The organism is Pseudomonas sp. Irchel s3f7, assembly GCF_900187615.1.
Classification (GTDB): Bacteria; Pseudomonadota; Gammaproteobacteria; order Pseudomonadales; family Pseudomonadaceae; genus Aquipseudomonas.
This window is the reverse complement of record NZ_FYDO01000003.1, coordinates 64,409-85,925: the sequence shown is the minus strand read 5'-3', so window position 1 is coordinate 85,925 and position 21,517 is coordinate 64,409. Positions and strand designations below refer to the sequence as shown.

Sequence of the window (21,517 nt, the reverse complement as noted above, 5' to 3'; positions counted from 1 at the left end):
TGTGGGTGCCGGCTCCGGATGCAGGATCGGCCATTCATTTTTTGTGTAGCCGGGCTCACCGTCGAATCAGCAGCAGTAACAGCGCCACCGTCGAAAACCCTGCACCGGTATAGAAAGTCATCGCCGCACCATAGGTTTGCCAGAGCCAGCCGGCCACCACGCTGGCTAGCAGCAAGGCAATGCCGCTGACGAGGTTGAACAGGCCAAACGCTGTGCCTTTGAGATCGGCTGGCGTGGTGTCGGCTATCAACGCCGCCAACAGACCTTGGCTGAAGCCCATGTGCAGGCCCCATAGGGCCACGCCCAACAGCACCATGGTCACGGAATCGGCATAAGCCAATACCATGTCTGCCACAATCAATAACAGCAACCCGACACTCAACAACGCTGTGCGACTGATGCGATCGGACAACTTGCCCACAGGATAGGCAGACAGCATGTAGAACCCCGCCATTACCATCATCACCAGAGGTACCCAGGTGTTGGAGAATCCCAATTGCTGCGCACGCAACACCAGAAACGCCTCGCTGAAGCGCGCCAGGGTGAAGACCGCGCCGATCCCGACAACCCACCAGTAGGCCTTCGAAAATTGCTGGAGTGAGTTGAAACGAATGGGTGAGCGAAAGTGATGCGGCCTGCTCTCATGCGTTGGCTCACTCACGCCCGCCATGAGAAAACCTACCGCCAAAAACGCCGGGATCACGGCAAACCACAGCACACGTGAAATATCATTGGCGAACCAAAGCATCAGCAGAATCGCCAGGATGGGACCTAGGAAAGCCCCCACTGTATCCATTGACTGCCGCAGCCCAAAACAGGCACCGCGGATTTCTGGCGGTGCCACATCCGCGACCAGCGCATCGCGCGGCGCCCCTCGAATCCCCTTGCCGATCCGATCCAAAATGCGCGCGGTAAACACCAGTTCTGCCGAGGCTGCCAGGGGAAACAACGGTTTGGTGAGCGCCGCCAATCCGTAGCCGAGCAACAGCAGGCTTTTACGGCGCCCCATGAAGTCGCTGATCGCCCCGGAAAAGACTTTGACGATCAGCGCGGTTGCCTCTGCAACCCCCTCAATCAAGCCAACGGTCAGCATGCTCACGCCCAGCGTTCCCACCAGAAACACCGGCAGCAGACTGTGTACCAGTTCGGACGACAGATCCATGAACAAACTGACGAATCCCAGCACCCAGACCGTGCGCGGGATGGCTGTGCGGCGTGATTTGGCAGCAGGCGCTTCCATCTCTACTTCCTTGCTCGTTTTGATTCGTGTCAAACACACAGACAGGAATGATATGTATTTACTTACAAAAGATAATGCTTATCATCTGCGCGATAATTCATACAAAAGGTGTTCATGGTGGCTCGATCGCGCATTTACCCAGCCTCTCTGTCGTTGCTGGGTGTTCTGGTTGTACCTGATTTACAGGCAGAAACGGAAACTGCTTTAACCCTGCCGACAACCGCTGTGAACAGTGAGTTCAGCGAGCAGAGCTACATGTCGACCGAGAGCAGGAGCGCGCTGAAGATCGATGCCCCTCTGCGTGATATCCCGCAAACCGTCAACGTGGTCCCCCAAAGCGTCATCAAGGATCAGGGGGCGAAATCGATGGAGGACGTCCTGAAGAATGTCCCCGGTATCGGCATGTCCAACGGTGACGGCCAACGTGACCAGGTCACCATCCGTGGTTTCAACGCCATTGGCGACATGTACATCGACGGCATTCGCGACGATGCGTTGTATTTCCGCGATCTATCCAACGTTGAGCGGGTGGAAGTGATCAAGGGGCCGGCGGCGGTGCTCTATGGCCGTGGCTCTTCGGGTGGCCTGATCAACAGCATCAGCAAGAAACCCAACTTCGCACCCAAGCAGGAGGTTGGCGTCAGCGTCGACAGCGAGGGCGAAAAACGCACTCAGTTCGATGCCGGTTGGGCCGATCAGCAGCATGGCGATAAAGCCTTTCGTGTCACAGGTGCGCTAGAGAACAGCGACACCTTCCGGGATGACGGCTACATCGACCGCAAGGCCATCGCGCCTTCGGCTTACTTCAAGCTCTCGGATGATCTGGAACTGAACCTGGGCGCCAGCTATCTGTACGACAAGCGCTTGATCGACTTCGGCATCCCGGCGCGAGGCGATCGCCCGGTCGATGTGGATCGTGACAAGCGCTTCGGTGCCGCGGATCCCGATGACGACTACTCACGCAGCGAAGTGTTCTCGTTCACGGCCGGAGTTGATTACCGTATCAACGACGACTTCAGCCTGAGCAATACCAGTCGCTACTACCACTACGACCTGGATCGCAACAACACACTCGCCGACTCCAGCCCGACACGCTTCGTCACCGCTGCCAATGGTGAGCTGCTGGTGAAACTCAACCGCGGCAACGTGCAGCGCAAAGAAGACGGCTGGTTCAACCAGACCGAACTCAAACAGCGCGCCATGCTCGCGGGGATGAACCATAACCTGCTTTATGGCGTCGAGCTGGGGCGCCAGGTGAAGGACCAGAACGTATTCAGCCAATCCGATGTGGCCAGGGTGCCGGTGTACCGCGATGGCCTGGTCGACGTGCCGTTTCAGGCCAACCGGCAAACCGCCAAGGGCACCAATACCCAGGACACCGCCGGATTCTACATACAGGACATGATCGAACTGGCACCACAGTGGAAGGCTCTGCTGGGTGTGCGTTATGACGTGTTCGACCAGGAATACGCCGATGACCTGACGCACAACAAGCTGTCCCGCACCGATACGACCTGGAGCCCGCGGGTCGGCCTGGTCTATCAACCTGATCAAGTGCAGTCCTATTACGTCTCGGTGAGCCGTTCCTACCAACCCTCCGCCGAGATGTTCGCCCTGAGTACGACGAACCAGGATCTTGAGCCCGAGGAAACCACCAACGTCGAGATCGGCGGCAAGTGGGACCTGCTCGACAATCGCCTGGCGTTGACGGCGGCGCTGTTCCGCCTGGAACGCACCAACATGAAAACCAGCGACCCGGCGAACCCGACGAAACTGGTGCTTGCGGGCGAGCAGCGCACCGATGGTCTAGAGCTGACCGCCAGCGGAGAGTTGAGTGACAAATGGCAGGTCTATGCCGGTTACGCCTTTCTGGACGCCGAGATCACCAAATCCAACAGCCGCACCAACGGTGTCCCCAACGAAGGCCAGGTACCTACGTTGACGCCTCGCCACAGCGCGAACCTGTGGCTGGTACGTTCACTGACACAAACCTGGCGTTTGGGCATGGGCGCCAACTATGTCGATGATCGCTACACCGCGCTGGATAACAATGTGGTCATGCCAGCTTATACAACCGTGGACGCCGCGTTGTTGTACAACCAGCCAACATGGGACATGGCCCTGCGTCTGCGCAACGTTTTCGACAAAGACTATTACGCCTCGGCGCATGGTTCGGTGGATCTGATCACGCCGGGTGCACCGCGGACGCTGGAGCTGAGCACCAACTACCGGTTCTGAATACGAGCCTGCGAAGACAGCCCGGCAGTGTGGCACTGCCGGGCTTTTTATGCCTTCAAAACAAGCCATCACTCTCGGGCAACTCATACTCCGATACCGCGATATTCAGACTGCTCGACTTGCCGGGCTTGGCCAGTGTCGGTTCCTGCTCCAGGCACTCCACCAAATAATCAATCAACACCCTAAGCTTCGGCGGCAAATATCGGGTTGGCGAATGCAGCAACCAGGCGCCGCCGTGATAGGACGCCAAAAAGGTCCAGTCCGGCAGCACTTGCACCATCAAGCCTTTCTCCAGGGCACGGCGCGCCGTGAAGTACGGCAGGCTGCCAATACCGATGTGTTGCAGTACCGCGCCAAAGCGTACGCCCGTGTGGTTGGCGGCATATCGGCCGCGCACACCGACGGAGACAGACTTGCTGCCTTTCTTGAATTTCCAGCGCGCATCGCTCGGGGTTTCGCCCAGGTAAATGCAACTGTGATTGAGCAGGTCATGGGGGTGCGTCGGCGTACCGTGCTCGGCCAGATATTGCGGTGTCGCGCAGAGCAGATGGTCGATGGTCAGCAACTGTCGCCCCACCAACCCTACTGGCGGTCGATCAGTGATACGAATCGCCAGATCGACATGATCGTCGATCAGGTCCACCTGGCGATCCTCCAGCAACAGTTCCACATCCACTTTGGGATAACGGCGCAGAAACTCCGGCATATGCGGGTGGATCACGATGCGACCCACCGCTTTTGGCACGCTGAGGCGCACAAGCCCCTCGGGCTCATCGGTGAACTGGCCGCTGATTTCCATCACGGCCCGAGCGGCGCTGACCATCTCCTGGCAGCGCTTGAATACCTCGTCGCCCCCATCGCTCAGACGCAACTTGCGCGTGGTTCGTTGCAGCAGGCGCGTGGCAAGCGCTTTCTCCAGCCGGGAAATACTGCGACTGACCGCCGAGGGTGAAGAGCCCAACTGACGTGCCGCTTCGGAGAAGCTGCCCGTCTCGACAACCTTGACGAAAATCGCCATTTCGCCCAGCAGTGGCAACGGAAGATTTATGCTCACAGCGCAACAGTCCTTTGATGATTGGCCGGATTATCACGCATATGCAGGCTTCCTATAATAAAAAATAGAAATTCAATTGAGCCTGAAATATGACGCTGCGCCTTTTTTTCCATAGTGATGAGCTCAAGGCCAACGTGGAAGTCCTGGAATGCACCCCCTGTGAAAACGAGTTCGCCGTGGTCCTGCGTGCCACCCTGTTCCACCCCCAGGGCGGTGGACAACCTCACGACACGGGCTGGATCGGCGAAAGCCAGGTATTACGAGTCGTTCAGGATCCCGAGCGGATCATTCATTTCGTCGACCTGCCGGTACGACTCGGCATGACCGTCATCCGGGTCGATGAGCCGCGTCGTCGGTTCAACACACGCATGCATTCGGCCGGGCATCTGATCGGCCATTTTGTACAAGCCATGGGCTGGATGCCGGTCAAGGCGCATCACTGGCCAGGTGAAGGCCGCGTTCAGTTCAAGCCCGGTAACTCGGCCCAGGAAGTCGATGCCCAAGCGGTCCAGCAGGGAATCAAGCAATGGATTTCCCACGATTTGCCGCGCCTGACGTCCCTGCGCGATGGTGCCCGGGAAATCGGTTTCGGCGAACTGCCCGCCTACGGTTGCGGCGGCACCCACGTCCGTAGCCTGAAAGACCTGGGCGCGGTCACGATCAACAGCCTTTCGCAAAAGAAAGGCACGTTATCCGTCCACTACCACGTGGACTGAGCGCAGGGCGTTCGGGAGGACGCCTGGTTTTATCGATGCAAGCATTGCCCAGAACGCAAATGGCCCGCTCAGTCAGACTGTCGGGCCATTTTTTTGCGCGCAACCATCGACATCAGACCACCACACAGTGCCCACCCCTCTCACCTGCGTCTCACCCCAGCCTTTGCCCTCACGATTTTTTATTTCAGATCATGGCACTTTGGTTTGATTGAACTACCGTCAAACCATAAGAAGTCATAACGGCTCGATTTTCCACGTTAGCTTCAGTGATCAGTAGCGGCTTGGCAAAAGGAGTTACCTCACGATGATCCTGGCAGGGGCTTTACAGCGTTGTACCTTCATTGCCGATTTCATTCCTGGGGCGCCATGTCGACGAACAGAACCGTCCCGGAACGCGAGTATCGCTCTGGGGGGCAGTTCAGGTAACCGGATCACTAAATACCTTTTTTGCAAAGGTCGCTCGCTGTCCAGCCAGATCAGCGAATTGCGCCCGCTCGTGCAGGGAATAACGCCAAGGCCATGGAAATGTGACCTGGCGCATTGGGGGGGATAGTCCGATCCCCGTGAAGTGATCAGAGAACAAAAGTCTGCCTAAAGACGGCCTATCCTGTGAGGATGTACCTGATGAGCTTTCGTACCGTGCCCGCTTTCAAGCGAATTTTCCATGGCCTGTTCTGGATGGGCCTCAGCGTGGATGCGGCTCAGGCCGCTCCGGCCAATTGTTCGCAACTGGACAATTGGCCGACGACGTACGAGGTCGGTCAGGGACTGCAAAATGAACTGCGCAGCCCCGTTGCCGTCACGCAACTCGCGGTGGGCGACCCGAAAGTTGCCGACGTGCAACCCAGCGGCAGCAACGCTTTCATCCTCACGGGCATTGCGCCGGGGACCACCAGCCTGATGGTCTGGACCGCCTGCTCGAAAACGCCGCGCCAAAGCATGGTGTTCGTCAAGGGCAAGGCCACCTCGGCGCTGACCAGCGTGCCATCGGTGCCTTCCGACGACCCGCTGCTGCCGAGCCAGGTGCAGACCGATGTCCGCTTCGTTGAAGTCAGCCGGACCAAACTCAAGGAAGCTTCCGCTTCGATTTTCGGTGTCCGGGGCAACTGGCTGTTCGGCTCGCCGAGAACCTTGCCCAGCATTGGCGGCATCGTCACGCCGTCGCTGCCGGTGAGCAACGACATGTTCAACCTCACGTTTGCAACCGGCAGCACCCTGGTGGCGATCAACGCGCTGGAAGGCAGCGGTTTCGCCTACACCCTGGCGCGACCGAGCCTGGTGGCGCTCAGCGGGCAGAGTGCGAGCTTCCTGGCCGGCGGTGAAGTACCGATTCCGGTGCCCAGTTCAGGCAGCGATAACGTGTCCATCGAGTACAAGGAGTTCGGTATCCGCCTGACCCTGACCCCGACCATCGTCGGCAAAAACCGTATCGCGCTGAAAGTCGCGCCGGAAGTCAGTGAGCTGGACTTCACCAACGCAGTGAGCATCGCCGGCACGATTGTCCCGGCCCTGACCGTGCGCCGTACCGATACCAGCATCTCGCTTGCCGACGGCGAAAGCTTCGTCATCAGCGGCCTGATCAGCAGCCACAACGACTCTCAGGTGAACAAGTTTCCGGGGCTGGGCGATATCCCGATTCTGGGCGCGTTTTTCCGCGACAGCGTCATCAACCGTGAAGAGCGCGAACTGTTGATGATCGTCACTCCGCATCTGGTCCAGCCACTGGCTGCCAATGCACAACTGCCGTCATTGCCTGGCGAGCAGCTGCGTAATTACGATCCGAACTTCTATCGCATGTTCTTCCTGGAGAACGGCGACTTCGACAGCCTCAGCGGGCTCTCGCAATGAACCGATACCTGAACCAGACGTGCCTCACACACACTCCCAACGGTGACGTTGAACGTTTTCCGGGCCAACGCTATTTCCATTGGCCCTGCGTTCAACGTGTTGTCACCACTGGACCTTCGATGAAAGCAGTCATAGCAATAGCGGCGACCTTGATGCTCGCCGGGTGTGCCAGCAATGGCCTGTCTTCGCGACCGGCTGCCTGTGCCAAGCCCAGCTCTGATCAGGAACTGGCCCTGAGCCTGGCCGACAACATGACCAACGAAGGCCGTTTGTATGCCAGCCTGGCGAATCTGGAAGGCTTGCCCGATGACCTGGTCCAGGTTCGCCTGCGCAAGGCTCGGGTGCTGCGCTTGATGGGACGTAACACCGAGGCGGCGCCGTTGTATCAAAGCCTGCTCGGCACCTGTCTCGCTGCCGAAGGGGAACATGGACTGGGCCAGTTGGCCTCCGCCAGAAATGACAACGCCACCGCTACCGCTCACCTTGAGCGCGCGGTGAAGATGGCCCCCACCGACGACCGGATGCGAAATGACCTGGGCGTCGTTTACCTCAATCAGCGCCGGATCCCTGAAGCACGCTTTGAGTTCATGACCGCCATGGAGCTCAAGCAGGCAAACACCCTGGCGGCACTCAATATGGTGACACTGCTGATCTACCAGAATAACTGGAAGGCGGCGGCCGAACTGGTGACCCGCGCCGACTTGAGCCCCAAGCAAGTCACAGAGGCTCAAACCCGCGCGGAAAGACTCAAGACCTCCGCCCCAAAAGTGGTGGCCTCCGAGGGCAATCATGGGGCTGAGGTAGCTGATGCCTCTGCCAGTGCAAACAAGTAAAACGTACGAGGAGTCGAGATGAATACCAAAAGTCTGTTGATCGTCTGCACGGCTTGTCTGTCCACCAGTGCCTGGGCTATCGAACCGGGTCCCTCTTCGCCCTATCAACAAGGCACCGAACAGTGGTTGCAGCTGCAGATTCGCGGTGTGGTTGCCTCCCCTAAACTGCAAACCGCTTCGGCCACCGAACGTGATCTGGCCATGCAGCGCTGGCTGAACAGTTTCAACTACCCGATTCCGGAGTTTTATGACCAGGATACTGGGGGGCAGATCACTAGCAGCGACTGACGCCTATCGATAGTTGATCAGTCTCTGGTGATCCAGAATGGCCTGGCTAAAAAGCCAGGCTTAATCATGAATGCAGGAAAATACAGTCCAGTAACTACAAAGTGGAGCAGGCGATTGGAGTGAATACACTCCGCCCCCCTGCTCCACCCCGTTTTAATGCAGTACAACCACCTGTGCGGAAGCAAACCACTCTGCTTGTTTAGCTGAAGGCTTTGATTATCCCGATCATGGCGGGGCCGATAGCGACCAGAAAGAAGCTCGGCCATAGACAGAAAATCAATGGAAATATCAGTTTGGTACCGATTTTCGCCCCCATCTCTTCGGCGGCCTGGGTACGTCGGTCACGGAATTCATCAGCGTAGATACGCAAGGTATCGGCCACGCTGGTACCAAAGCGGATGCTCTGCGCCAACAGACTGACCAGCCCTTGTACGTCTTCCAGACCCGTGCGTACGGCCAGTTGCTTCAGTGCCTCGGTACTGGAAATGCCTGCGCGGATTTGCGCATTAACCAGGGCCAGTTCTTCGGCCAGTTCGACCTGACTGACCGACATCTCCTCAGCCACTCGCTCAATGGTCGTGGGTAGGGCCAGACCCGACTCCACGCATACCACCATCAGATCCAGCGCATCCGGAAACGCAGCACGCAACCGAGCTTGTCGAACCTGCTTGCGCTTGGCGACATACAGCGCCGGCACCAACCATCCGATAGCGGTCACCATGAATACCAATAGCAACCCCATGTTCAGGGAAATTTTGGGAATCATCGGCAACAGCAACAGCGCAATGCCGATCAATAACAGCGGCAACATCAAGCGTATCGCCCAGTAGATCTGCACCGCCGACGAGGAGCGGTATCCTGCATGCATCAACAGGGTCTGGGTGGCGGACGTCTGAGCCGATTCGGCCGAGCCAAAGCGCTGGCCGACCCGCTCCAGCAACAATTGCAGGTTACTGGGGGCCTCTTGCCCTGCGGTATTGCCTAAATGACCACGTTTGATCAGTGCGAGGCGACGCTGTACGGGGTCCTGAAGACCCTGCATCAGCAAGATCACGGCACCCGCCGCGAGCACCGTACTCAATCCGATCACGCCCAGGAACAACAAGCGCGCCATCTCCTCGTTCCCCGTGACCCGACTGAACAATCCAAGTAAAAAATCCATGATCTGTACCTCTCGGTAGCGAAGAACGCTTAAACCTGAATCCTGATGATTTTGCGAATCCAGAAAATCCCGATCAACATGGCGCTGAACGCACCGATGATCATCTTGCGGCCGTTAGGATCATTGATCAGCATAGGCATGTAGTTCGGCGTGGTGATCAAGATTACGATCGCCAGCACAAAGGGAACCGCCACCAGCACCCAGGCCGACATGCGTCCCTCCGCCGACAGGGTTTTGACTTTGCGCTGAAAACGGAAGCGCCCGCGAATCAGCCGACTTAGGCGCTCCAGCACCTCCGTCAAATTACCGCCTGTCTCGCGATGGATGAGGATCGAGGTCACCAGCATCATCACCGTCATGCTCGGCATGCGCTCCAACAGGCCAAGCATGGCCCGGCGCACATCGTTGCCATAGTTGATATCGGCGAAGGTCAGGCCGAACTCATGCGCAACCGGCCCCCTGTGCTCCTCGGCCACCAGGCGCAGGGTTTCATTGAAGGGGTGCCCGGCGCGCAAAGCGCGGCACATGGAATCCAGCGCATCCGGCAGGCCTTCCTCGAACGCGGCAAAACGCTTGGCACGGTCGCGAGAGATTTTCAGTAGGGGTAACCAGAGGACCGCGAAACCCGCCAGCAGCGCCATCCACCAGACGGATGAAACAGTCCAGATCAAGATGCCCACCACCCCCCCCAGCACCAGCCCGAGCAGCAATACCCGGTAGGCTCGGTATTCGTGCCCGGACTGTTCAATCATTTGCGTCAATGATTCCATAAAGGGCAGCTGCTCAAGCCTGGCCTCCCATGGCGACAAACGCGTCAGGTACTTCTGTCGCAACACGCTCTGCATGCTGGACTGATTGTTGGCTTTCTCCAGTACATGCAAACGGCCGCGAATGCGCTTGCGCATCTTGCCGGCCTCACCAAACACCGGCACTGCCACGCCCTGGGACAAAAGGAAGACGGCAATAAACACCATGCCGAGGAACATCAGAATGAATTCACCTGGGACCTGGTTCATGATTGCCGAGCCTCCATCCACTCAGGCCTGAACATCGCAAGCGGCAACTCGATACCGCGCTTGGCCAGCACATCGCGGAAAGCGGGGATCATGCCGCTGGGCCGGAAATCACCGAGTACTTCGCCGTTTTCGCCCACACCATGGCGCTCGAAGGAGAAGATTTCGGTCATGGTAATGATCTCGCCCTCCATGCCGTTGATCTCCTGCACGCTGACCAGACGGCGCTTGCCGTCCTCCTGGCGCTCCAGCTGGATGACCACGCCGATGGCCGAAGCGATCTGTTGGCGCAAGGCCTTGATCGGAAAGGTCGCCCCGGTCATCGACACCATGTTCTCAACCCGCCCCAACGCATCGCGCGCGGTGTTGGCGTGGATCGTGGTCAACGAGCCGTCGTGGCCGGTGTTCATCGCAGTCAACATGTCCAGCGCTTCGGCGCCGCGCACTTCACCAATCACGATGCGGTCCGGACGCATCCGCAAGCTGTTGCGCACCAACTCCCGCTGGCCCACCTCGCCACGCCCCTCGATATTCGAAGGTCGGGTTTCCAAGCGCACTACGTGGGGTTGCTGCAACTGCAGTTCGGCGGAGTCTTCGATGGTGACGATCCGTTCGTTGTGCGGGATGAAACTGGACAGCACATTGAGCATGGTGGTCTTGCCGCTGCCGGTACCGCCGGAAATCAGCACGTTCAAGCGCCCACGGACAATCGCCTTGAGCAGCAGGGCAATGGCCGGGGTCAACGCCCCCACCTGGATCAGGCTGTCGGTATTGAGCAGGTCCACAGCAAAGCGCCGGATCGACATGCTCGGGCCGTCGATGGCCAGCGGCGGGATGATCGCGTTGACCCGCGAACCGTCCTTGAGTCGCGCATCCACCAACGGCGAGGACTCGTCAATACGCCGCCCGAGGCTGGAGACAATGCGGTCGATGATGTTCAGCAAGTGCTGATCATCACGAAAACGCACATCGGTCCGTTGCAGTTTGCCGAAACGCTCGACATACACGGAGTCATGCCGGTTGACCAAAATATCGGACACACTGTGATCAGCCAATAGCGGCTCCAGAGGCCCCAGACCGAGCACCTCGTCGGTGATCTGCTTGATGATCAACTGGCGACTGGCAGTACTCACCGGTGCCGAATGCTCATCGAGCAGGCGCTGGCAAATATCGCGAATCTGCCGCGCGGCCTCCGCTTGTTCAAGGGAGTCCAGCAAGGACAGGTCCATGACTTTGAGCAATTGCTGGTAGATCTTTTCTCGCCACTCGGCCTCCACCGGGGTGACCTGGCTTCTGGTTTCGTAAAGAATGTCCGGCGTTGAACGCTCCCATGCCATTGTTTCGTCGACCGGGTCCGGCAGGTCGTCACCCGGCTGTCCAGACGACGAAGAGGCGGATTTAGCGGACGGTTTGCGCAAGCGGTTACGAAAGTCGCTGATCATGGGTCATCCCCCGAAAAAACGGTTGAAGGCGCGTTTGAACAAGCCTTTGTTTGCAGCCATCTGGATGCCGACCAGGTCATCGGCGACAGTTCGTAGCGCTACGGTGATCGCCGCTTTCGGCGCATGTATCCCCAACGGCACGCCAGTGTTCTGACTCTGGCTGACCAGGTTGAAGTCGTTGGGTAATTTCGAAATATTCGTGCAGCGCAACGCCTCGCCGATATCTTTGAGACTGATCGCTGCCGCCTTGTCATAGCGGTTGACCACTATCTGCAATTGATCCCCGCGTACGCCCAGGTCTTCGCGAAGAATTCGCACCAGGGAGCTGGCATCCCGCAGATGGCTGACGCTTTGCTGTACCACCACGTACACCCGATCCACCTGCTCCAGCACGGAACCGGTGAGGTGGTCGATTTGCCGTGGCAGATCGATCACCACCCAGTCATAGCTGGCGCGTGCCAACTGCAACAGGGTGTCGAGCTGCTCGGGTTGAGCATCCTGGGGTAGGCACAGCTCACCGGCCCGGCCGCCCAACACATGCAAAGTCGGACTGAAGTGGCTGCAAAAACCCCGCAACGCGACGCTGTCCATACCATCGATTTGATGCATTACTTCCAGATGGCTGTGGGTTTGCGCCACATCCAGGTAATGCGTCACGCTGCCAAATTGCAGGTCCATATCCAGCAACAGGGTACTGCCACCCTTCATGCTGAGCTGCTGAGCCAGGTTGCAGGCCAGCAAGGTTCCACCGGAGCCGCCCTTGGCGCCCACCACGGCGATCAATTTACCTTCTGCCCCAGTGCCGTTCCGAACCTCCGTGACCAGACGATTCAAGGCGGCAACCAGTTCTGTCTCGGCGACAGGCTCCGGCAGCACGTCACGGGCCCCAGCCTGCATCGCCAGACGCATGCCCTCCTGTTCGCTCAACAGCCCGCACACCAACATCGGCGGACGTTCATGGGCCGGGCGCAACAACAGTGCCGCGAGCTCCTCGCGCCACAGATGACTGACACGCAACAGCAACAGATCGGGCATCCGGTCAAGACCGTAGAGCGGGTCGACGTGCCCATTGCTCACCAGGCGAGTGCTCACCTCCAGGCTGGGCATGCGCTGGCAAACGCTCTGCAGATCGCGCAACGACGTGGCGTCACGACTGCTGATCAGCAACCGTAGCCCGGCTTTGCCAGAGGAGGTGGAGAGTGGATTTTCCTTGGTATTCAGCATGGCGTGATCTCCCCGGAATCGGAATGACGCCCGAGGCTTTCACGTGGCAACGTTGCCCTGAATGTAGGCAGCGTAATGGGCACACCGAACCCGGGAATAAACAGATTGAAAACAAAATTTTGCAGACTCAACCGGACGTAGCGGATAGCACGGAATCCGTTGACCCCACTCGTGTCGGCGGGGTTGGCCACCTGCGCGCCGTTTGCGTCCAGATAACTTAGCGTCAGATGGCTGGTGGCCAGATTACCGATCAGCTGGCTATTGCCTGCATCGTCCGCCGCGTTGAAAATCGCCCGCCGCAACACCACCGGATCGCTGATATTGCACACTGCAGCCAGGCGCGTGCCACGACGTACGGCTTCATCCAACGCATTGACCGTGAAATACAGACGACCCATTTCCACTACGCCGAACAACAGTGTGAACATCAGCAGACCAACGACAGCGAATTCCACGACATAGACGCCTCGCATATGTTTTCTGTTCATCACAGTGCCCTCATCACGGTAGTGGCGACCAGCGGAAAGCCCAGCGCAATCTGGCTACCCAAAAATCCTGGAATCGCTCCGGCGCAATTGCCACCCCCAATCACCGGGCAGAATGTATAAGTGATGGTGACTCGCACATGGTCGGCACCCACTGCGGCGACGACCACGCTGTCAGTTGTCAGCCCTGCCAACACCGCGGTCCCGGTGTTGGCAGGTACGCCATATACCGCAACGTTTTTCGTCTGGGTCTGTAGTGCATTGCTCATAGAAACCGCACCAAGCGTAGAGTCCCAGGCTTGGCTGGAGACGAAACGATCGGCATCACGACTGGCTTGCAGTAGCACGTTGTATTGATAGAGCATGCGGCCGAACTCACCAAAGGCAAGTAACAGAAACAGCAACACTGGCAGGACCAAGGTGAACTCGACCATAGCCACGCCTTGCTGGCACTGCCGCTTTTTACATCCGTGAAGTCTCATGACGCCTCCTACGAGTCAGTGCTCGGAGTGCCGCTGCCGTTGAGATAGGTTTTGTAGAGCTGAATGATCTGCGGGCCGGAGTCGGTAGATGGTGAAGGGCCGGCCACGTTGTCGCCCTCGCACTCCTTCACGAACTGACCGAAAATCTCCGCGTCCCCCCCGCCACCACTCATAGGCTGCACCACGAAATAGCAGCCAAAACCGAGAACGGGGATCGAGGTTGAACCGCCCTGCTTGCCGGCGCAGTTGCCCACTACGATTTTTAGCATCCGGCGCTCGAACACCCCATTGCTCTCACAACCACTGCCTCCTGCCACACACGTCGAAACGCTCGTACGCCAGTCGTTGTAGTCCAGTATCGCGTTGCCGCCCGCCGAGAGAGAGCCATTGTTCGAGGTGACGACTTGCCCCTGGTACTTTGGTCCTGTGCCGTCGTCAGTGATGGCGGGGTTACTGGACGTGGTCACCAGATCCGGCGGATAGTCCGAAGCGCTGACCGGGCCATTGTAGATACCGAAGCGTGTATTCAGACCTTGAGAAGCAGGACCGACCATGTTGCCGGGTGAAGTCTGAACACTTTGCCCCACGTCGCGACAGACCTTGCCACCGCCAGCCAGATCCTCCCGGACCTGGCTACCGCCCGAGCCAAAATCGAGCAACTGAAAATTGCCTGGACCAATGGGCGAAGAATTGCCCGCCGCCGTCTTCAATACTTTCAAATCACCAAATTGAAAGCCCCAGAACATGCCTGTACTCGGGTTGTATTGAGTCGGGTCGCCACAGACCATCAACGGTGCGAGATCACACGGACTGGTCGGACTGGGGCCCGCAGTGGCAATCGCCGCCACCGCTTTAGTCCTTAGGCTGTCGGTGTTAAATAGCTGAGCCACGCTCCAGAAAAAACCGTTCAGGTTATAAGTCGGGACCGACACCCGAACGTATTTGGCATCCGTCGGCCCTGGATAGGAGAACGGGCCATAAACGCTACTTGCCAGTTCCACTACCGCAAATGCGCCTGCATTGCCGGCGACCGCCGTAGCCAATTCGCTGTTGCCCGTGGCATTGGCATTTTGAATCAGCGTATTGAGCGAGGCGGTACGCGTCGAGCTGGCACTGTTGATGCCACCCGTCACTTGGCTCAAGGTTTTGGCGCCACTCAGGGCGGCGGCGTCCACCGCATTCTGCAGACGCGTTTTGTTCAGCATCATATGCCCGCCGTCCAAAGCCAACGCAGCCATCATGGCCATCACCACCAACGCGATCACCATCAATACACTCACCGATCCTTCCTGGCGCCTTGGCGTCGAAGTGAACGGCCGCTGAATACGAAGATTCATCATCAAGCCCTCGATTGCCGATACGGATCCGGACTGGCTCCGCCAATACCGGGGTGCCCGGGCACCTGTTGCGCTCTGTCAGCGAATTTTGACTACATTGGCTTCGGCCCCGCGAATAACAGTAATGCCCCCGCCACTCTCACCATTGCTGCGCTGCATCACGCGTTTTGGCGCCTCGACGGCGGCCATAGCAATGGCTGGCGCAACCGGCGCAACCGGCGCTATGACGTCAGCTTTTTTCTCAAGGTTCAGGGGGTTACGCAGTGCCAGTTGTAACTTGCCTTCTGTCTGTGCCGTGACCAGGGCTTCAGCTTCAGCGACCGACATTTCAAGCGTCACTGCACGCACCACCACCGGTTGGGTTTTGTCGGTGCCAGCAGTCTGGTCTACCGCCAACACACGCAAATTCTCGAGGATCGTCCTTGAGGTCGCGCTGTTACTGCCGGCACCCGTGGTTTTGGTCGCCAGTACATCCACCCGGTTACCCGGCAGCAGGAATCCACCCACGCCGACCACATCGTCCACTCGTACCGATATGGCGCGTTTGTCAGGGGCAATCAATGAGGCCAGGGTGCTGCCCCCCAAGTGCTCGCTCAGACGTGCCCCCCGCACAATGTCGCCACTGAGAATGTCGAACGTTGCGATCTTGCCCACAGCTTTTTCGGTTGAGTCAAAGGCATCGTTCGGGATCGTATCCATCGGCATGCGTACGGTCGTGACCTGGTGGGCCTCGACCATCTGCCCGAAGGGAATCTCCACCGTGGCGACCACCACGCTTCGAAGGTGGTCATCCGGGCTGGCGTTGAGCCGCGCGCTCAGCCAGGAGTCGGCCATCCATGCTGCCCCAAGGCCCATGACCAGAGAAACGCCTATCAGGGTAAGAGTACGAGAGCTCATGTCAGTATCTCCGTATCAAAGAAAGTTGAGCTGGACGAAGTAGTTGTTCCAGGCCCATTCCAACTCTTTCGGTGACAGTGATCCGGAACCGCCCATATAACGCTGACGATCGAGCGCCATGTTCAGGAGATCGCGGGGATGGCAGGGCACCAGCGGCATGCCTTCATATGCATAAAGCCTTTGCAGCACATAACGCACCAGCAGCGGGTCGTAGGAAATGCCCAGCCGCTCGCTTTCCTGACGCCAGATCTTTTCGTACTCCTCGGGCTTCAGGTAACCGAACTGAACCTTGTAGCCAATCCGGCGAAGGAAGGCCTCATCGGCCAGTTCCAGGGGATTGAGGTTGGTGGAAAACACCAGGACCAGATCGAACGGCAGCTCGCAATGCCGACCGCCACCCAGGTTGAGGAAATCGCGTTTCTCTTCCATCGGAACGATCCAGCGATTCAACAGCTCAGCGGGGGCCATGCGCTGGCGCCCCATGTCGTCAATGATGAACAGGCCATTGCTCGCTTTGAGCTGTAGGGCGGCCTGGTATTGACGGGTGGAGGGGTCAAAACGAACGTCCAGTTGCTCCATGGTCAACTCACCGCCCGTGATGACGATCGGGCGTTTGCAGCACAGCAGTCGACGGTCGATCCCTTCGTTGAGCATCAGATTGTTCTGCTGAGCGTTGTCATCGAGCCGCTGATGCACCTGCGGGTCATAGATCTCGATCACCGACTCGTTGATGACGATGGCATGAGGCACCCAGATGGCCTCGGCGAACAGGCGGATCAACCGACTGCTGACATAGGTCTTGCCGGTACCCGCGGGGCCATAAATCATGATTGCGCGCCCGGAGTTCATCGCCACACCCAACTGGTCGAGCATCTCCTCCGTGAGCACCACGCCAGCAAGGGCATTGCGCATATCGTTGGCGTTGATGCGACCATGGTGAATGGTCTGTAGCTTGATCAGGGAGCGGTAGGTACTCACCGGGAAGGGTGCCGCGCCGATGTAGCCACTGCGAGACAGGGCATCGCGGGCGGCACTGCGTCCGCGTTCGGTCAGGCCATAACGCAATGACTGCCCGCCCGTTTGACTCACCTGACCAAGCACTTCAATACGGCCATCCTTGCGCAAAAACGCCAGGACCTCCTCGAGTACCGCGCCGGTCAACGCCAGGCGGTCCACCAACCGCGACATGTCCAGTACACCGGCATCAAACAAATGCTTGCACACCAACTCACCGAGAAAACTGTCGGTCAGACCGGTTTCTCGGATAGTGCAGGGCTGCGGGGCTAGGCGTTGCACCGCGTTCCGATTGCTGGGGTAGGCATCACTATCGTTGATGACGTGCATGTCTAACCTCCGAATCCACTGACATTGAGTTGCCAGTAGATGCTGTTCAAAGTGCCGATCAAGATTGCAATCGAATAGGGGAAAGGCTTGCCGGCTACTTCGTCTGAAGTGGGCGCCAGATAAGCCTGAGCCCTTAAAATCAGCCAATAGCGCCCAAAGGTCTGACGTAGTTGACCGCGAACCAGCACGATCAAAACACCGCAGACACCACCGGCTATCAGGCTGAACATTGCAGCCCACAATGCGTAATGGACCGGTAGAAAACTGCCGACCATGGCCATCAACTTGACGTCACCGGCCGCCATGCCACCGAAGGCGTACATCGGCAGAAACAGCGCAAAACAGATCAAGATACCCAGCAGACTGTCACCCAATCCGCTGAGACCACCTGAATACATTTGACCGATCAATCCCAAGGCAAGGCCCAACAGGACAAGTATGTTGGGAATACGGTGGTGAAGCAGATCGCTCACCACCGCCACGCCCAAAAGTCCTGTCAGTAAAACCATCGATACCAGTTCCGTAGACATGGCATGTCTCCCTTCAGGTATTAATCGTCAGCACGCAATGTCGCTATCTGGCGGCCTTGGGCGGCACAGGATTTGCGCGCTCTAAACAAATTGACAGGAACAACGCAATGTTCATTAAGAAAGGTGCCGGCGCCCTATCAGAAATAGTGGCAACCGGCCGCCCCATGGACATCGACGCGTCCCCCAGCGGGAGTTGTCAGCAAGCGCTACCTTTGAGACCGGTGCACAGCGCTTGCATTTTGGTCTGAACCTGCGTTCCAAGGGTCGTGAACAATCCAACGACAAGCGCTGTAATCAACCCACCCGCCACCGCGTATTCCACAATGGTCAGGCCGTCTTCGTCTTTGACGAACTTCACTACCGAAGCCTTGATTGTTTGCATGATCATTTTGCCCACCTCACTAGAAAGTTGTTTTTTCTGAGGCAGTACGTTTTGCGCTGCCTGATGCAACCCTAGTCAGGGACAAGGCATGGGCGTTAGGAGGATTTTGCACATCGTTAGGATTTTTTTGCGGGGTGACCAACCAGAGGGGATTGGCCTTGCAGGAGTAACGGGGGGGAACCGGGGGATAAACAAGGCATTGAAACGTGAACGCAATTGTCATTGATTCACAAGCGACCAGCGGTTTGTTAACAACACATCACCAAAAACGCGCTCGGAACCGCCTTACAGGCATTACATAGAACGAACGAAACTAAAGACCGTATCACTTATCAGGATTTAATCTTTAGCGTGATAGCACATTGCTCAATACTCCGTATTCAAGAGAGGCATTAAGAACTCTAGAGTAAAGACATGACGTCCAATTTGACCAGAAGGCCTTCGTTACTATGGTTCGATCTGACTCATGATCGGTCCACCCAAGAACTCCTCACGCAGTTCGACAGTACGTGCGACTGCAAATTGGCGAAAAACTTCGTGTTACCCATCGCGGAACACGCAGACATGATCTGCATCCATTTTGATCGCCCCGACACCGCAGGGTTGAGGCAATTGCTGGAGATCAAACGCACCACCCCCACCATCCCGATCACCATGTTTACCGTGCAACATTCAGAGGAACTGGCTGTGTGGGCCATGCGTTCCAGCGTCTGGGAATACATGGTGCTGCCGCTCTCGGACAGCGAGAAGAAGCGCTACCTGTCGGCGGTGCTGCAGCTCTGCGAGCTGCGCCGAAATTTCAAAGGCCTGGGCAAGACATCACAGATCGACCACTCCCCGACCCTGCCGGACAGTATCCGGCTGACCTCAGGGCACCAAAAACACCAGGCGCTGAACAGCGTCATGCTGTACATCGAACAGCATTTTCGAGACAGCATCGATCAACGGGACCTGGCACAGCGCTGCGGCATGACGACATTTCGCTTCAGTCGCCTGTTCAAGGAATCCAATGGACTGGGTTTCACGGATTACATCTTGAACAAGCGCATGAACTTCGCCAAAGAACTGCTCGACAACAGCCAGATGCCTATCACCAGCATCGGCTATGAGGCCGGTTTCAAGGATCCTTCCTACTTCGCTCGTGCTTTCAAACAGTTCGCAAACTGCACGCCCAGCGAATACCGCTTGGCACGTCAACTCCGGGCGACGGCCAATGCGCAACTGATGCAGGATGAAAAAACCACGGAAGCGCTCGAAAGCCTGGTGCAAAGCCTCAGCAATTGATTTGTTTTTTACGCGCACACAAAAACGCCGCTCAATGAGCGGCGTTTTCGTTAAATATGGAGCGGGAAACGAGACTCGAACTCGCGACCCCGACCTTGGCAAGGTCGTGCTCTACCAACTGAGCTATTCCCGCAAATGGCGTCCCCTAGGGGACTCGAACCCCTGTTACCGCCGTGAAAGGGCGGTGTCCTAGGCCACTAGACGAAGGGGACACGCTGCCCGGAACACATGGTGTGTGTTTCGGTGCCCAGAGCCGCATCCGAAGACTTGGTTCTGGTTTCACTCAGCCCTGCCCGAAAGCAACGCTGTTTAAAATTGGAGCGGGAAACGAGACTCGAACTCGCGACCCCGACCTTGGCAAGGTCGTGCTCTACCAACTGAGCTATTCCCGCAATGGCGTCCCCTAGGGGACTCGAACCCCTGTTACCGCCGTGAAAGGGCGGTGTCCTAGGCCACTAGACGAAGGGGACACACGTACAACATTCACTCCCTGCCGCGTTTCGCTGTGTGCTTTACGCTGCAAGTGGCGCGCATTCTATGGATGGATTGAGAAGTCGTCAACCCCCAGATATAAATTTATTTAAATCAATGACTTCGCCCTGCTTTTGGGCGCCTTCGAGGATTTTGGGCTGCCCGACGTTTGACGCCTATATTCTGGCATCCATCAAGAGGCTATAGTCCATTCAATGATGGCAACCGGCTTCTCAGGTGCCATCATTTATAGAAGCGAGACTGCGGCCGATATAGTCACAAGCCTGTCCGATTCACCCGTCGTGCGGACCTATGCGCTCAAATGCCCAGCCACTACACTCGCACGCAAACCCTATATAAGAGGTCTTACCGGTGACACCACTCATGATCACCCTGCTGGTTGTAGCCGGGATCGCTTTGTTGATTGCCATTGGCTACATGAACCATGTGGTGGAAAACAACAAGCTGGAAAAGGCCCGTACCAAGGTTGAACTCAATGATCGCCTGCGTCGCTGCGGCGAAATCACCGAGACCTTCCCCGGCCAGTTGATGACTCCTGCACTTAAACTGCTGGTGACTCGCCTGGAACTGAACGTCTGCCAACGCCTGCTCAATCTGGAAAAATCCAGCGCCAACCTCAAGGCCCGGATTACCGAACTGGAGACTCTGGTCGGCCAAGGTGAATCCATCCCGGTCAACAACCCGCCAGCCCCTATCCAGACCGAAGCCAAGGCCAAGGACGTGCGCTTTCTGCTGGAAGCGTTGCACGGCCAGATTACCCGCGCCGCCCAGGACGGCTTCCTGCCGCCCAACGAAGCCAAGCGCTGGATCCGCGAAGTGCGCCACATCCTGGTGCTGCTGCACATCGAGTTCTTCAACAATCTCGGCCAGCATTCCCTGCAACAAAATCAGCCCGGCCAGGCACGCCTGGCATTCGAGCGCGGCGTGCAGTACTTGCGCAAACAGCAGGATCCACAGGTTTATGCCGAACAGCTGGCGTACCTGGAAAAACTCCTGGTTCGCGCCAACGATCAGGTCATGGATCGCATCGCGCCGGTAGAAGGCGAAGTCAACCAGTTGACTGAAGGCCTCAAAGACGTTGAAGCCGATGCGGACTGGAAAAAGAAAGTGATCTACGACTGATCATCGAGTGCAACACGTGTAGGAGCGAGCTTGCTCGCGATGGACTCAAGAACGCTGCGTTTAGCCAGTAAACACGCGTTATCGTTAACGACCATCGCGAGCAC

The 21,517-nt window shown here is 57.6% G+C and carries 21 protein-coding genes and 4 tRNA genes; 8 read left to right on the top strand and 17 right to left on the bottom strand.

Annotation, left to right across the window (positions count from 1 at the left end):
* Nucleotides 1–55 precede the first annotated feature (55 nt).
* Complete coding sequence (locus CKW19_RS03415) at nucleotides 56–1,240, bottom strand: MFS transporter (RefSeq protein ID WP_095056595.1); 1,185 nt, start codon at nucleotides 1,238–1,240, stop codon at nucleotides 56–58.
* On the opposite strand from CKW19_RS03415, the gene CKW19_RS28815 reads away from it, so the two are divergent.
* Together CKW19_RS28815 and CKW19_RS03410 are read left to right on the top strand one after the other, a co-directional pair.
* A complete protein-coding gene (locus tag CKW19_RS28815) occupies nucleotides 1,161–1,448 on the top strand; it encodes a hypothetical protein (protein WP_177408768.1) in 288 nt (95 codons plus the stop codon). The genes CKW19_RS03415 and CKW19_RS28815 overlap by 80 nt on opposite strands.
* A complete protein-coding gene (locus tag CKW19_RS03410; protein WP_095056594.1) occupies nucleotides 1,355–3,478 on the top strand; it encodes a TonB-dependent siderophore receptor in 2,124 nt (707 codons plus the stop codon). The genes CKW19_RS28815 and CKW19_RS03410 overlap by 94 nt, the downstream gene beginning before the upstream one ends.
* A gap of 55 nt (nucleotides 3,479–3,533) precedes the next feature.
* Here CKW19_RS03410 and CKW19_RS03405 read toward each other — a convergent pair whose 3' ends face one another.
* Complete coding sequence (locus tag CKW19_RS03405; RefSeq protein ID WP_095056593.1) at nucleotides 3,534–4,532, bottom strand: LysR family transcriptional regulator; 999 nt, start codon at nucleotides 4,530–4,532, stop codon at nucleotides 3,534–3,536.
* Between the two features lie 89 nt (nucleotides 4,533–4,621).
* On the opposite strand from CKW19_RS03405, the gene CKW19_RS03400 reads away from it, so the two are divergent.
* The 4 genes from CKW19_RS03400 to CKW19_RS03380 all read left to right on the top strand — a co-directional run bounded on the left by CKW19_RS03400 (nucleotide 4,622) and on the right by CKW19_RS03380 (nucleotide 8,217).
* Nucleotides 4,622–5,248, top strand: a complete 627-nt coding sequence (locus CKW19_RS03400; RefSeq protein ID WP_095056592.1) for a hypothetical protein — start codon at nucleotides 4,622–4,624, stop codon at nucleotides 5,246–5,248.
* Nucleotides 5,249–5,872: 624 nt separating this feature from the next.
* Entirely contained in the window at nucleotides 5,873–7,096 is a 1,224-nt protein-coding gene (locus tag CKW19_RS03390) for a type II and III secretion system protein family protein (protein WP_095056590.1), read from the top strand.
* A gap of 119 nt (nucleotides 7,097–7,215) precedes the next feature.
* Complete coding sequence (locus tag CKW19_RS03385) at nucleotides 7,216–7,929, top strand: tetratricopeptide repeat protein (protein WP_095056589.1); 714 nt, start codon at nucleotides 7,216–7,218, stop codon at nucleotides 7,927–7,929.
* An 18-nt stretch (nucleotides 7,930–7,947) separates the two neighbouring features.
* Nucleotides 7,948–8,217 carry a DUF3613 domain-containing protein gene (locus CKW19_RS03380; protein ID WP_095056588.1) on the top strand — a complete coding sequence of 90 codons (270 nt, stop codon included), beginning with the start codon at nucleotides 7,948–7,950 and terminating at the stop codon, nucleotides 8,215–8,217.
* A gap of 199 nt (nucleotides 8,218–8,416) precedes the next feature.
* Here CKW19_RS03380 and CKW19_RS03375 read toward each other — a convergent pair whose 3' ends face one another.
* The 11 genes from CKW19_RS03375 to CKW19_RS03325 all read right to left on the bottom strand — a co-directional run bounded on the left by CKW19_RS03375 (nucleotide 8,417) and on the right by CKW19_RS03325 (nucleotide 18,521).
* Nucleotides 8,417–9,379, bottom strand: coding sequence for a type II secretion system F family protein (locus tag CKW19_RS03375; protein WP_095056587.1), 963 nt, complete (start codon nucleotides 9,377–9,379; stop codon nucleotides 8,417–8,419).
* Nucleotides 9,380–9,408: 29 nt separating this feature from the next.
* Nucleotides 9,409–10,395 (bottom strand): type II secretion system F family protein, encoded by a 987-nt coding sequence (locus tag CKW19_RS03370; protein WP_095056586.1) that lies wholly within the window; start codon nucleotides 10,393–10,395, stop codon nucleotides 9,409–9,411.
* Entirely contained in the window at nucleotides 10,392–11,834 is a 1,443-nt protein-coding gene (locus tag CKW19_RS03365; protein ID WP_095056585.1) for a CpaF family protein, read from the bottom strand. The genes CKW19_RS03370 and CKW19_RS03365 overlap by 4 nt, the downstream gene beginning before the upstream one ends.
* 3 nt (nucleotides 11,835–11,837) lie before the next feature.
* The gene (locus CKW19_RS03360; protein WP_095056584.1) at nucleotides 11,838–13,058 is read right to left on the bottom strand and encodes an AAA family ATPase; all 1,221 of its coding nucleotides are present in this window, start codon (nucleotides 13,056–13,058) and stop codon (nucleotides 11,838–11,840) included.
* Nucleotides 13,052–13,546 (bottom strand): TadE/TadG family type IV pilus assembly protein, encoded by a 495-nt coding sequence (locus CKW19_RS03355; protein WP_095056583.1) that lies wholly within the window; start codon nucleotides 13,544–13,546, stop codon nucleotides 13,052–13,054. The genes CKW19_RS03360 and CKW19_RS03355 overlap by 7 nt, the downstream gene beginning before the upstream one ends.
* The gene (locus tag CKW19_RS03350; protein WP_095056582.1) at nucleotides 13,546–14,025 is read right to left on the bottom strand and encodes a TadE/TadG family type IV pilus assembly protein; all 480 of its coding nucleotides are present in this window, start codon (nucleotides 14,023–14,025) and stop codon (nucleotides 13,546–13,548) included. Before CKW19_RS03350 ends, CKW19_RS03355 begins: the two co-directional genes overlap by 1 nt.
* A gap of 8 nt (nucleotides 14,026–14,033) precedes the next feature.
* Complete coding sequence (locus tag CKW19_RS03345) at nucleotides 14,034–15,365, bottom strand: TadE/TadG family type IV pilus assembly protein (protein ID WP_095056581.1); 1,332 nt, start codon at nucleotides 15,363–15,365, stop codon at nucleotides 14,034–14,036.
* A gap of 75 nt (nucleotides 15,366–15,440) precedes the next feature.
* Complete coding sequence (gene cpaB, locus CKW19_RS03340) at nucleotides 15,441–16,259, bottom strand: Flp pilus assembly protein CpaB (RefSeq protein ID WP_095056580.1); 819 nt, start codon at nucleotides 16,257–16,259, stop codon at nucleotides 15,441–15,443.
* A gap of 15 nt (nucleotides 16,260–16,274) precedes the next feature.
* Nucleotides 16,275–17,603, bottom strand: a complete 1,329-nt coding sequence (locus CKW19_RS03335; RefSeq protein ID WP_095056579.1) for an AAA family ATPase — start codon at nucleotides 17,601–17,603, stop codon at nucleotides 16,275–16,277.
* A gap of 2 nt (nucleotides 17,604–17,605) precedes the next feature.
* Nucleotides 17,606–18,133, bottom strand: coding sequence for a prepilin peptidase (locus CKW19_RS03330; RefSeq protein WP_095056578.1), 528 nt, complete (start codon nucleotides 18,131–18,133; stop codon nucleotides 17,606–17,608).
* Nucleotides 18,134–18,329: 196 nt separating this feature from the next.
* Nucleotides 18,330–18,521: a Flp family type IVb pilin gene (locus tag CKW19_RS03325; RefSeq protein ID WP_095056577.1), complete on the bottom strand. Its 192-nt coding sequence runs from the start codon at nucleotides 18,519–18,521 to the stop codon at nucleotides 18,330–18,332.
* 408 nt (nucleotides 18,522–18,929) lie between these two features.
* Between CKW19_RS03325 and CKW19_RS03320 the strand changes: the two genes are divergently transcribed.
* A complete protein-coding gene (locus tag CKW19_RS03320) occupies nucleotides 18,930–19,799 on the top strand; it encodes an AraC family transcriptional regulator (protein ID WP_095056576.1) in 870 nt (289 codons plus the stop codon).
* Nucleotides 19,800–19,856: 57 nt separating this feature from the next.
* On the opposite strand, the gene CKW19_RS03315 is transcribed toward CKW19_RS03320, so the two are convergent.
* From CKW19_RS03315 to CKW19_RS03300, 4 genes are all read right to left on the bottom strand, one after another.
* Nucleotides 19,857–19,932: transfer RNA gene (locus CKW19_RS03315), tRNA-Gly, on the bottom strand.
* Nucleotides 19,933–19,935: 3 nt separating this feature from the next.
* A tRNA-Glu gene (locus tag CKW19_RS03310) sits at nucleotides 19,936–20,011 on the bottom strand.
* A 104-nt stretch (nucleotides 20,012–20,115) separates the two neighbouring features.
* Nucleotides 20,116–20,191: transfer RNA gene (locus tag CKW19_RS03305), tRNA-Gly, on the bottom strand.
* Between the two features lie 2 nt (nucleotides 20,192–20,193).
* Nucleotides 20,194–20,269, bottom strand: a tRNA-Glu gene (locus CKW19_RS03300).
* A gap of 385 nt (nucleotides 20,270–20,654) precedes the next feature.
* On the opposite strand from CKW19_RS03300, the gene CKW19_RS03295 reads away from it, so the two are divergent.
* The gene (locus CKW19_RS03295) at nucleotides 20,655–21,413 is read left to right on the top strand and encodes a hypothetical protein (RefSeq protein WP_177408770.1); all 759 of its coding nucleotides are present in this window, start codon (nucleotides 20,655–20,657) and stop codon (nucleotides 21,411–21,413) included.
* Nucleotides 21,414–21,517: the final 104 nt, after the last annotated feature.

What these genes read in the sequence shown, in the direction of transcription:
- CKW19_RS03365 (WP_095056585.1), bottom strand. Translation starts at nt 11,834, where the DNA reads ATGATCAGCGACTTTCGTAACCGCTTGCGCAAACCGTCCGCTAAATCC.
- CKW19_RS03390 (WP_095056590.1), top strand. Translation starts at nt 5,873, where the DNA reads ATGAGCTTTCGTACCGTGCCCGCTTTCAAGCGAATTTTCCATGGCCTG.
- CKW19_RS03370 (WP_095056586.1), bottom strand. Translation starts at nt 10,395, where the DNA reads ATGAACCAGGTCCCAGGTGAATTCATTCTGATGTTCCTCGGCATGGTG.
- CKW19_RS03345 (WP_095056581.1), bottom strand. Translation starts at nt 15,365, where the DNA reads ATGATGAATCTTCGTATTCAGCGGCCGTTCACTTCGACGCCAAGGCGC.
- CKW19_RS03325 (WP_095056577.1), bottom strand. Translation starts at nt 18,521, where the DNA reads ATGATCATGCAAACAATCAAGGCTTCGGTAGTGAAGTTCGTCAAAGAC.
- CKW19_RS03410 (WP_095056594.1), top strand. Translation starts at nt 1,355, where the DNA reads ATGGTGGCTCGATCGCGCATTTACCCAGCCTCTCTGTCGTTGCTGGGT.
- CKW19_RS03295 (WP_177408770.1), top strand. Translation starts at nt 20,655, where the DNA reads ATGATCACCCTGCTGGTTGTAGCCGGGATCGCTTTGTTGATTGCCATT.
- CKW19_RS03360 (WP_095056584.1), bottom strand. Translation starts at nt 13,058, where the DNA reads ATGCTGAATACCAAGGAAAATCCACTCTCCACCTCCTCTGGCAAAGCC.
- CKW19_RS03330 (WP_095056578.1), bottom strand. Translation starts at nt 18,133, where the DNA reads ATGTCTACGGAACTGGTATCGATGGTTTTACTGACAGGACTTTTGGGC.
- CKW19_RS28815 (WP_177408768.1), top strand. Translation starts at nt 1,161, where the DNA reads ATGAACAAACTGACGAATCCCAGCACCCAGACCGTGCGCGGGATGGCT.
- CKW19_RS03380 (WP_095056588.1), top strand. Translation starts at nt 7,948, where the DNA reads ATGAATACCAAAAGTCTGTTGATCGTCTGCACGGCTTGTCTGTCCACC.
- CKW19_RS03335 (WP_095056579.1), bottom strand. Translation starts at nt 17,603, where the DNA reads ATGCACGTCATCAACGATAGTGATGCCTACCCCAGCAATCGGAACGCG.
- CKW19_RS03400 (WP_095056592.1), top strand. Translation starts at nt 4,622, where the DNA reads ATGACGCTGCGCCTTTTTTTCCATAGTGATGAGCTCAAGGCCAACGTG.
- CKW19_RS03385 (WP_095056589.1), top strand. Translation starts at nt 7,216, where the DNA reads ATGAAAGCAGTCATAGCAATAGCGGCGACCTTGATGCTCGCCGGGTGT.
- CKW19_RS03415 (WP_095056595.1), bottom strand. Translation starts at nt 1,240, where the DNA reads ATGGAAGCGCCTGCTGCCAAATCACGCCGCACAGCCATCCCGCGCACG.
- CKW19_RS03375 (WP_095056587.1), bottom strand. Translation starts at nt 9,379, where the DNA reads ATGGATTTTTTACTTGGATTGTTCAGTCGGGTCACGGGGAACGAGGAG.
- CKW19_RS03320 (WP_095056576.1), top strand. Translation starts at nt 18,930, where the DNA reads ATGACGTCCAATTTGACCAGAAGGCCTTCGTTACTATGGTTCGATCTG.
- CKW19_RS03350 (WP_095056582.1), bottom strand. Translation starts at nt 14,025, where the DNA reads ATGAGACTTCACGGATGTAAAAAGCGGCAGTGCCAGCAAGGCGTGGCT.
- CKW19_RS03355 (WP_095056583.1), bottom strand. Translation starts at nt 13,546, where the DNA reads ATGAACAGAAAACATATGCGAGGCGTCTATGTCGTGGAATTCGCTGTC.
- cpaB (WP_095056580.1), bottom strand. Translation starts at nt 16,259, where the DNA reads ATGAGCTCTCGTACTCTTACCCTGATAGGCGTTTCTCTGGTCATGGGC.